At 56.6% G+C, this 8510-nt stretch carries 8 protein-coding genes and 1 tRNA gene; 4 read left to right on the top strand and 5 right to left on the bottom strand.

Translation table 11 applies throughout. The annotated features are described in order from the left end of the window. From VGA14_RS01050 to VGA14_RS01040, 3 genes are all read left to right on the top strand, one after another. Positions 1 to 1997: vitamin B12 dependent-methionine synthase activation domain-containing protein (locus VGA14_RS01050; protein ID WP_331001884.1), on the top strand; the 1997-nt coding region annotated here is incomplete at its 5' end. Positions 1998 to 2038: 41 nt separating this feature from the next. Next, positions 2039 to 2605 carry a hypothetical protein gene (locus VGA14_RS01045; RefSeq protein ID WP_331001883.1) on the top strand — a complete coding sequence of 189 codons (567 nt, stop codon included), beginning with the start codon at positions 2039 to 2041 and terminating at the stop codon, positions 2603 to 2605. A 5-nt stretch (positions 2606 to 2610) separates the two neighbouring features. Then, the gene (locus VGA14_RS01040) at positions 2611 to 3393 is read left to right on the top strand and encodes an ABC transporter ATP-binding protein (protein ID WP_331001882.1); all 783 of its coding nucleotides are present in this window, start codon (positions 2611 to 2613) and stop codon (positions 3391 to 3393) included. Here the strand turns inward: VGA14_RS01040 and VGA14_RS01035 are convergent. After that, positions 3386 to 4150: a hypothetical protein gene (locus tag VGA14_RS01035; protein WP_331001881.1), complete on the bottom strand. Its 765-nt coding sequence runs from the start codon at positions 4148 to 4150 to the stop codon at positions 3386 to 3388. The genes VGA14_RS01040 and VGA14_RS01035 overlap by 8 nt on opposite strands. Positions 4151 to 4231: 81 nt before the next feature. Between VGA14_RS01035 and VGA14_RS01030 the strand changes: the two genes are divergently transcribed. Then, positions 4232 to 4801 carry a CoA pyrophosphatase gene (locus tag VGA14_RS01030; RefSeq protein WP_331001880.1) on the top strand — a complete coding sequence of 190 codons (570 nt, stop codon included), beginning with the start codon at positions 4232 to 4234 and terminating at the stop codon, positions 4799 to 4801. Between the two features lie 80 nt (positions 4802 to 4881). On the opposite strand, the gene VGA14_RS01025 is transcribed toward VGA14_RS01030, so the two are convergent. From VGA14_RS01025 to VGA14_RS01010, 4 genes are all read right to left on the bottom strand, one after another. Beyond that, positions 4882 to 4974 (bottom strand) — tRNA-Arg (locus VGA14_RS01025). A 34-nt stretch (positions 4975 to 5008) separates the two neighbouring features. Beyond that, complete coding sequence (locus VGA14_RS01020) at positions 5009 to 5830, bottom strand: tRNA (adenine-N1)-methyltransferase (RefSeq protein ID WP_331001879.1); 822 nt, start codon at positions 5828 to 5830, stop codon at positions 5009 to 5011. Positions 5831 to 5903: 73 nt separating this feature from the next. Further along, entirely contained in the window at positions 5904 to 7796 is a 1893-nt protein-coding gene (locus tag VGA14_RS01015) for an arginine--tRNA ligase (protein WP_331001878.1), read from the bottom strand. Then, complete coding sequence (locus tag VGA14_RS01010) at positions 7793 to 8494, bottom strand: phosphoglycolate phosphatase (protein ID WP_331001877.1); 702 nt, start codon at positions 8492 to 8494, stop codon at positions 7793 to 7795. The genes VGA14_RS01015 and VGA14_RS01010 overlap by 4 nt, the downstream gene beginning before the upstream one ends. Positions 8495 to 8510: the final 16 nt, after the last annotated feature.

Raw genomic sequence — 8510 nt, 5'->3', positions numbered from 1 at the left:
TTGACACAGGCAAAGAGTATGGCCTAGAGCCGTGGCAGTTCATATTCGATGTGCTGACGTTCACGCTTGCCACGGGCGAGCAGGAATTTGCAGATTCTGCAAAAAATACACTTGAAGGCATCAGGCTCGTCAAGGAGCGCTTCCCGGGTTCGTTTACGACACTCGGGCTCTCAAACGTCAGCTTTGGGCTGCCGGCGGGCGCGCGCAAAATCGTAAATTCGGTATTCCTGTACCACGCGATCAAGGCCGGGCTTGACACCGTCATAATAAACGCCAAGGACATCGTGCCCTACCCCGAGCTGGATGCGGAGCAGAGGAAACTTGCAGACGATCTGATATTCAACAACCATCCCAACGCCCTTGCGGACCTCATCGCGCACTTTGAAGGTGAGAAGGCAACAATCGGGAGCGGCGCAAGCAGGCGCGTCGAAGTCGACCCGTCGTGGCCCGCGGACAAGCGCTGCTACTTTCGCATCGTCAACCGCCTTAAGGACGGCATCGAAGACGACGTCGTGCAGGCAATAGCCGACAGGACGGCGGGCGGCAGGGTTTTCAGAAGGGGCGGGAAGATAGTGCTTGAGGCAGACAGAGAGGCCGCCCACCAAGCGGCAGTCAGCACGCTCAACGAGGTTTTGCTGCCGGCCATGAAGGAGGTGGGCGACAAGTTCGGGGCAGGCGAGCTGATACTGCCCTTTGTGTTAAAGTCGGCGGAGTGCATGAAGGCCGCCGTCGCAGAGCTTGAGAAATATCTCATAAAGCAGGAAGGTGTGAGCAAGGGCAAGCTGGTGCTGTGCACAGTCTACGGCGACGTGCACGATATCGGCAAGAACCTGGTCAAGACGATTTTCGCGAACAACGGCTACACCGTCTACGACCTAGGCAAGCAGGTGCCGATGCAAAAGATAGTCGAAAAGATAGATGAGGTCAAACCTGACGCCCTGGGGCTTTCCGCTCTGCTTGTGTCGACTTCAAAGCAGATGCAGTACTTTGTCGAGCACGCGAGGCAGAACAGCATCGCAGTCCCGGTGCTGTGCGGAGGCGCTGCAATCAACAGCAACTACATCAACAGGATAGCAAAGGACGGCGGCGTGTACGAGTCGGGGGTGTTTTACTGCAAGACGGCGTTTGATGGCCTGAAGGTGATGAACGCACTCGTGTCTCAGGAGCGCGGTCAGTTTGTCGGCGAATGGAGGCAAAAGATAGAGAAGTGGACGGAGAAAGAAACGTCTGTGGACAGCGCACCCCTTCCCTACAGCGAGATAAAGCCGGTCGCGCCGCCCGCGCCTCCACACCTGAACAGGCAGGTAAGGCTTGACGATTTCGACCTTTACGAGGTGTGGAAGCACATCAGCAAAAAGTCGCTGTTCGTGCTCCAGTGGGGGGTGAGAGGTAAGGGCGCAAGCGAGAGCGACCCGGAAAAGCTGTTTGTCGAGTGGACAGAGCGCGTCGCAAAGGAAAGACTGTTCGAGCCCAGGGCAGTCTACGGCTATTTCCGCTGCCACAACCTGACCCTGAACAAGCCGGGGACAGGCAGGCTTGAAGTCGACTTGCCGGACAGGCAGGTAGTGTTCGAGTTCCCCAGATCGTCCAGGGAGAAGCACCTGTGCCTTGCAGACTATTTCGGGCAGGACGACATAGTCGCGTTCCAAGCAGTGACTGTCGGAAATAAAGTCACAGAAATCATCGACAAATGGAACAGGGAGGACCGCTACACGGATGCCTACTACTTGCACGGGCTTGCAGTCGAGACTGCCGAGGCTATGGCTGAGTGGGTCAACGCCCGCATACGGCAGGAGCTTGACATCGGCAACAGGGGCCTGCGCTACAGCTGGGGGTACCCGAGCTGCCCCGACGTGATGCAACACCACCTCGTGTGGCAGATACTTGCGCCCGAAAAATCCGGCATGACCCTCACAGAGTCGGGGCAGATAGTGCCCGACCAGTCGACTGCCGCCTTGGTGGTGCACCATCCGGGGGCAGAATACTTTACCCTCTGAGCCCGTAAGAATATATCATTGTGAAGTATATTTAGGGTAAATTGCAGTTGCAGAGGGGCTACGTGCTTCTTTTAGCGGGCGGCGCCATCGTCGCGGTAGGCCTTGCGGCAAGCGTCTACTATGTCGGCGAGTTCCTGTCAGAGATCCAGAAAACCGGCGTGCACACCATTGCGCCCCGGGGGTCTTTTGACATAATGCAGGGCATCGGGGGGAACCAGGGCGCCTACTTTGTCGCTTTCCCCGGCTACGAGGAGAGCCCAGTGAAAGCGTCTGTTAGGGTTACCGATCCATCAGGTGACACGGTGGTCGAAAGGGAAGTAGACCTGCCGTTTTTCAGCGAGCAGTTTGCGGCGCAGACCGCCGGCAATTACACGCTAGTGGTGTCCAACCCTTCTTCTGACGGCGCGCTGGAAGTCTCGGCCATAATAGGGGACCCCGAGGCAATAGCCGAGATAGTGGGCACGTCTAACATAGTGTCCAGCGCCGCGGCATCGTTTATAGTCATGGCAGGCATCGCCGCGCTCGCAGTAGGCGGCACGCTGACCATACTTGACAGGCTCCGGACGCAAAAGATGAAGCATTACGGGGACCTCAGCGACCTCAAGTGATTGATATGGCCAAGCTCGAAGCAAGGAACATCGGCAAACGCTTTACGACGGTGCAGGGAGGCCAGGTGCAGGAGGTCAGCGCCATCAGGAACATTAACCTGTCGATAGAAGACGGGCAGTTCGTGTCAATAGTCGGCCCGTCGGGCTGCGGCAAGTCGACACTTTTGAACATCTTGGCAGGCCTTGACAGGCCGAGTGAGGGCGAGGTGGTTCTGGACGGCAGACCCGTTTCAGAGACCGGCCCGGACAGGATAGTGGTGTTCCAAGAAAACGCCCTGTTCCCGTGGCTCAAGGTGCAGGACAACGTCGAGTTCGGGCTGATGATAAGGGGGCTGAGCAAGGAGAAGCGTTCGGAGATAGCGATGCAGTACCTGGACATGATGCAGCTGACGAAATTCTCGGACGCGTATACATATCAGTTATCAGGCGGCATGAAGCAGCGCGTCGCAATAGCGCGCTCGCTTGCAATCGACCCCGAGGTGCTCCTGATGGACGAGCCATTTGCGTCACTCGACAGCCAGACCCGAGACCTACTGCTTGTTGAGCTGCAGCTGATCTGGGCAAGGACCAAGAAAACCATAGTGTTCATCACGCACAACATCAACGAGTCGGTGTGCCTCGGCGACAAGGTCGTCGTGTTCACAAAGAGGCCGGGCACAGTGAAAAAAGAGATACAAGTTGACTACAGAAGGCCGCGCCTGCCGGAGGACGAAGGCATGCGCCCATTCCAGCGGCTCGTGTTAGAACAGCTAAAGGGCGAGATTGCCAAAAGCGGCGATGTCAACTGAGTTCTTTTAGAAGGTCGATGCCGGCCTGGAAGCTGCACGGCGACGTGATAAGTACGCTGCCGGCAAGCCTGCCCGCCGTTCTCACAAACTCGACCGGCTCTTTTGCATAGCCGGACCAGTCGAGCCCTATCATTTTCGCCGACTCGGCGTTTTTCTCCGAAGGCACCATGATGCACGCAGTCACCCGGATGTTGTTCTGCTTAGCTAGGTCGACAATGTCCGCAAGGTCTGAAAGTGACGATATGGACTGCGTCACAAACGAGCGCGGTCTTGCCGCAAGCTTGGCCTGCATCGCAGGCGACCACCTGTCGTAGATTTTTGTAGGAAACGACAGGTCGAGCTTTACCTTGCGATCAAAGCCCAGGTCGCGCAGAATCGCAAGTGCCTGCGAAGGCTTTAACCCTGACGCGCGGCCGTCGGCTGGCGCGTCGCCAAGTAAAAGGAGAAGGCTGTCGACTCTGGCCATCACCGCGTCGACCGCGGCCTGGGAAAGCGTTATCACGTTCCTGTCGCTTGTCCTGAGGCTGCACGAGACCTTCAGGTCGCCGGCAGCCTTTCGGATATGCGCAGCTGCCGCAACGCCAGAGACACGGGGCACGCCAAGCACCGAGTCCGTTAAGTGCACGCCGTCGGCATACCTTCTGAGCAATGATGCCCGCTCGCGCAGCGCGTCCATGCTCTTTTCCAGGCGCTTCTGGTCAAACCGGCCGTCCCGGGCTATCCTGGGCGGGTTCAGCTCGTACGCTACCTTCATCACTTGGCATCCAAGCGCCGCCCGGCATTATTAAACGCAAAGGTCTGCCGCAACGGAATTTAACCGCGTCTTACAATCTGCGCTGTGCGCAAGGCTGAAATCCTGCAGGCTCTGGAGGGCGTGCTTGAAAAAAAGACGTTTGCCGCGCAGGACGCCGCGCCCGCTACGCCGGCCGCAGTCCTTGCCATAATCCACTATAGCAACAGCAAACCGCACATAGTGCTGACCAAGAGGCGCGAGAACCTGAAGATGCACAGAGGTGAGATCTCGTTTCCCGGCGGCAGGTTTACGCAGAGCGACCTCACGCTGATGCACACGGCGCTCAGGGAGACTTCAGAAGAAATAGGGCTTGCATTTGAGCCAAACGACGTGGTGGGGGCGCTCCAGCCGGTCAGGACGATGACTTCAAACCATTTTATCGTGCCGTTTGTGACTGTGCAGGACAGGCTGTCGCAATTGCGCGTCGCAGAAAAGGAGGTTGCAGGAGTGCTCGACGCGCCGCTTGTCGAAACTCTTGCGACGATGGAGCCGGACAAAGAGCATTTCAGGTTTTCGAAGACCGCCGTCAGGTTCACCTTTAACAGCAACGTGATCTGGGGCGCGACTGCCCGGATACTGAAGCAATTGCACGAAGTACTCATCAGACCGTCGTGAGGTGGTCATCGCTACGCTCCCCTGATAACAGATCATCATTTGAGCATGAAATGAACGTACGGCGCTGGTTATACATTTAGCGGGCCCGGTGGGCTTCGATCCCACGACAACTAGCTTCGGAGGCTTGTGCTCTTTTTAAGATTAGTACCCTGTCCTGACTAGGCGACGGGCCCAACCCCACCACCATGCCTGCATATTTATTCTAAATCACTCGATATCGTTGCTTTCTACTTCCGACTCGTCTTCTGCCGGTACTTCCGCTTTTTTCTGCACCTTTCTCGCAAACACGAGATATGTGGTGTGCCCTATCATGCGCATCGAGGGCCGGGTCATACCCTCCCGCGCCTCCATCTGCCTTATGAGAAGCTCGATGGTCTCGACGTCGACAAACCCGCTCTTCTTCAATTCAGTCGCGGTTTTTTCGATCTGGTTCATGGTAGGGCAAATGGCGACAACCGCGCCGCTCCCTTTCAGCGCGTCATGAACCACGTCAAGCACTGTCCACGGGTCGCCAAGGTCTATAATGGCAACATCGGCGTCGCGCACGTCAACGCCCTGGTGCGGGTCGTGGTGGTGCAGTGTTACATGCTTTGCCACGCCGGCTTTTTCCAGGTTGCGCTTTGCTATCTCCATAAAGTCGGGGTTGACGTCAAATGTGTAGACGTGGCCCTCCGGCTTGACAATGCTCGCAAAGAAAGTCGCAGTCGCTCCGCTCCCGGTGCCAATCTCAAGCACCTTTGACCCGTTCTTCATACCCGTCCTTGCGGCGATAAAACCCAGATCTTTCGGGTATACTATCTGCGTCCTGCGCTCCGACTTCATGATAAAGTCGTGGATCGTAGGCTCTATCAGGAACACGACCTTGCCCTCAGTCGTCCTTATCAGCGACCCGTACTCCATGCCTATTGTCGCCCCCACGTCGATGATGCCAAGGTGCGTATGCATCTTTTTATCCGGCGTCACTTTTGTGAGCCACTTTTTGCGCGACGTGTGGAAAAGCAGCACGTACGAGCCTTCCTCTATCTTCACAAAGAGGTTAGCGAGAAGGACAGGATAAAAATCAATCTAATGAATATCCTCTGACGTATTCCGACGAGAAAGACTACATCTTGTTAAGCGCAGTCACGCCGAGGAGCGACAGCGCGTTTTTCAGCGCTATTCCAAACGCCTTTACAAGAGTGAGCCTGGCCGCTAGGACTTCTTTATCAGGCTCCCTCAACACGGGTACCTTTTCGTAAAACAGGCTGAACGCGGTCGCAAGAGTGTACGAGTAGCGCGCGAGCGCCTTTGGCGAGAGCGACTTTGCAGCGTCTTCGACTACTAGGTCGAGCTTGGCTATCTCTCTTATCAGCACCGTTTCTGCCTCGTGCCTCAATAATTCGAACTTGGCAACCGACGGCGCCTTGACGCCGGCCTTTTCCAGTATGCGCTGCGAGCGCGCATAGGCGTACTGCAGGTAGGGGCCCGTGTCGCCTTCTAGGCTCATCGACTCGGTGATGTCAAATGTGATTATCTTGTCCAGGTCCTGCTTTACCATGTTGTAGCGTATGGCAGAAATGGCTATCTCTTCGGCGACCGAATCGAGCTCCTCGTCGGTAAAGTCCGGGTTCCTGCTCTTGACCTCCTCTTTCGCCTTTGCCTTCAGGTGGTCAAGCACGTAATCAGCGCCGACGTAAATGCCCTTGCGGCCAGACATGTGCATGAACTGACGCTCGCCTATGTCGATGCCAAGCGCCTTTGCGGTGCCGGCAGAAATCGTGACTGCCTCGTAGCCTAGGTGCTGGTAGTCGCCGCCGGAGTCAATCCGCCCGAGCACGTGTGAGATGATGCGCTGCAGGCGCGACTGCCGCGAGTCGATTATGGTTACAACCCTGTCTGCGCCGGGGAACAAGCCGGCCTTTCCCTGCTCAAGCGTCGTCGCATGCAGCGTCGAACTATCCCACTGTGTGCCATACTCGACATAGTGGAACGGGTCGCTTACAATCCCCATCTTCCAGGTGGCGTAGGGTATGTCCTTTGCAACGTAGGTCGCGGTGCCGTCGCTTCGCACCACCACCTTGTCCTCCTCGCCTTCTGCCTCTATCACCCAGCAGCCCTTGTTCTTGCCCTCCTCTTCGAATTTCACGAGGCCTTCTTTCTTCAAGAGCTCAAACGCCCTCTCCCACATCTTTGAGACTACAATCTGTGACTCGAAGTTCAGGATGTCGTAGCGCGCCTTCAGCCTCCAGCAGGTGCGCAGCTGTTCGTCAAGCACCCTCTTGGTTATTTCTGCTGCAAACCGTGCGATTTCCGATCTTCCTTCCTCCATCTCCTTCAGAACGATTTTGCGCTTTTCCACAAGCGTCGGGTCTTTTTCGTACATCTGGTTGACTTTCACGTACACGTCGTCGCCGCAATACTGGTCGAACTTGCGGCCTGCCGGCGGCTCTACTGAAAACCCCGCAAACCGGAAGCCGACGACGATGTCTGCCACCTGTAGTCCCGAGTCGTCAACGTAGTTGAGCACGGTCGTCTTGTGGTTGGTGGCCTTCATTATCCTGTACAGCGTGTCGCCAAGGATGACGTTTCTCATGTGGCCAACGTGGAGCGCCTTGTTGGGATTGACGCTCGTGTGTTCTATTGCCATGCGTCGGCCCTTCCCCGCGTCGAGATGGCCGTACGCGTCAGGATCTGAAAGCAACCCGTCAAGAGTCGACGTGGAAAGCACCGCGTGGTTTGCCATGAAATTGACGTAGCCGGCCGGGTGCGGCTCGGCCGACAAGACAAGCGACCCCTGCTTTATCAGCGGCCTTAGGAATTCGATTAGATCTGCCGCGATTTTCGCCGGCGGCTTTTTCAGCTGCTTTGAAAGCGGGAAGGCGACGTTGCACGTTAGGTCGCCAAACTCTTTTCTTGGGGGCTCGGACACGTCAAACTGCACAGAAGGGTAGCCGGCAGAGGCGAGGCTGGCAGTCACTATTTGCCGCGTCTCTTCGACTAGCTTTCTAAAAGTCAAGCCTTTATCCCCAGATAGTTGAGCGCGACGTGGTCAATTGCTTCGACAAGGCCGGTCCCTTCCCTGCCGGCGACCACGTGCGATGCCTTTACCTTGACCGCGTCGTCGGCGTGCCCCAGGGCCACGCTGTGCCCGCATATTTCAAACATCGTCACGTCGGTCTCGCTGTCCCCTATCGCTACTGCCTCTTCCGGCTCTGCCTTGAGAATCTTTAGTGCTTCTTTCAATCCGAGCGCCTTGTCCACTCCCTTTTCGTTGATGTGAAACGCGTACTTGCTGTCGTTGAGGTATAATTGCAGATTGTGCTCGTCGAGGACCTTCTGCCCCTCCGCTATGTCAAACGTCCTGAACATCACGACCTCGGTCATCCTAGGAAACACAGGCTTTTCCTGGACGCCGTCCAGACTCTTTTTCAGTATCTCGTATCCCTTCATGCATTTTTCCCTGCTTGCCAAGAGCTTGTGTTCCTGTGGCGCAACGGTTATCGCGCCCCCGTTTTCGCCGACTGCAACCCGCGTGGTCCCCCCAAACACGGCAAGCACGAACGCTTCTATCGACGACCTACCCGTGACATAGACTACGCTGTAGCCAAGCTTGTCCAGGTAGCGCAGTTTCGCCAGCGCCGGGAGGCTGACTGCCCCGCCCCCGTTTTCAGTTAGGGTGCCGTCGATGTCGACCGCAAAGACCTTGATGGCCAACCGCGAATTAAGCTTT

It is taken from the genome of Nitrososphaera sp. (genome assembly GCF_036397675.1).
Lineage (GTDB): Archaea > Thermoproteota > Nitrososphaeria > Nitrososphaerales > Nitrososphaeraceae > Nitrososphaera.
The sequence above is the reverse complement of the archived record's forward strand: the minus strand, read 5'-3'. Positions and strand labels throughout refer to the sequence as shown.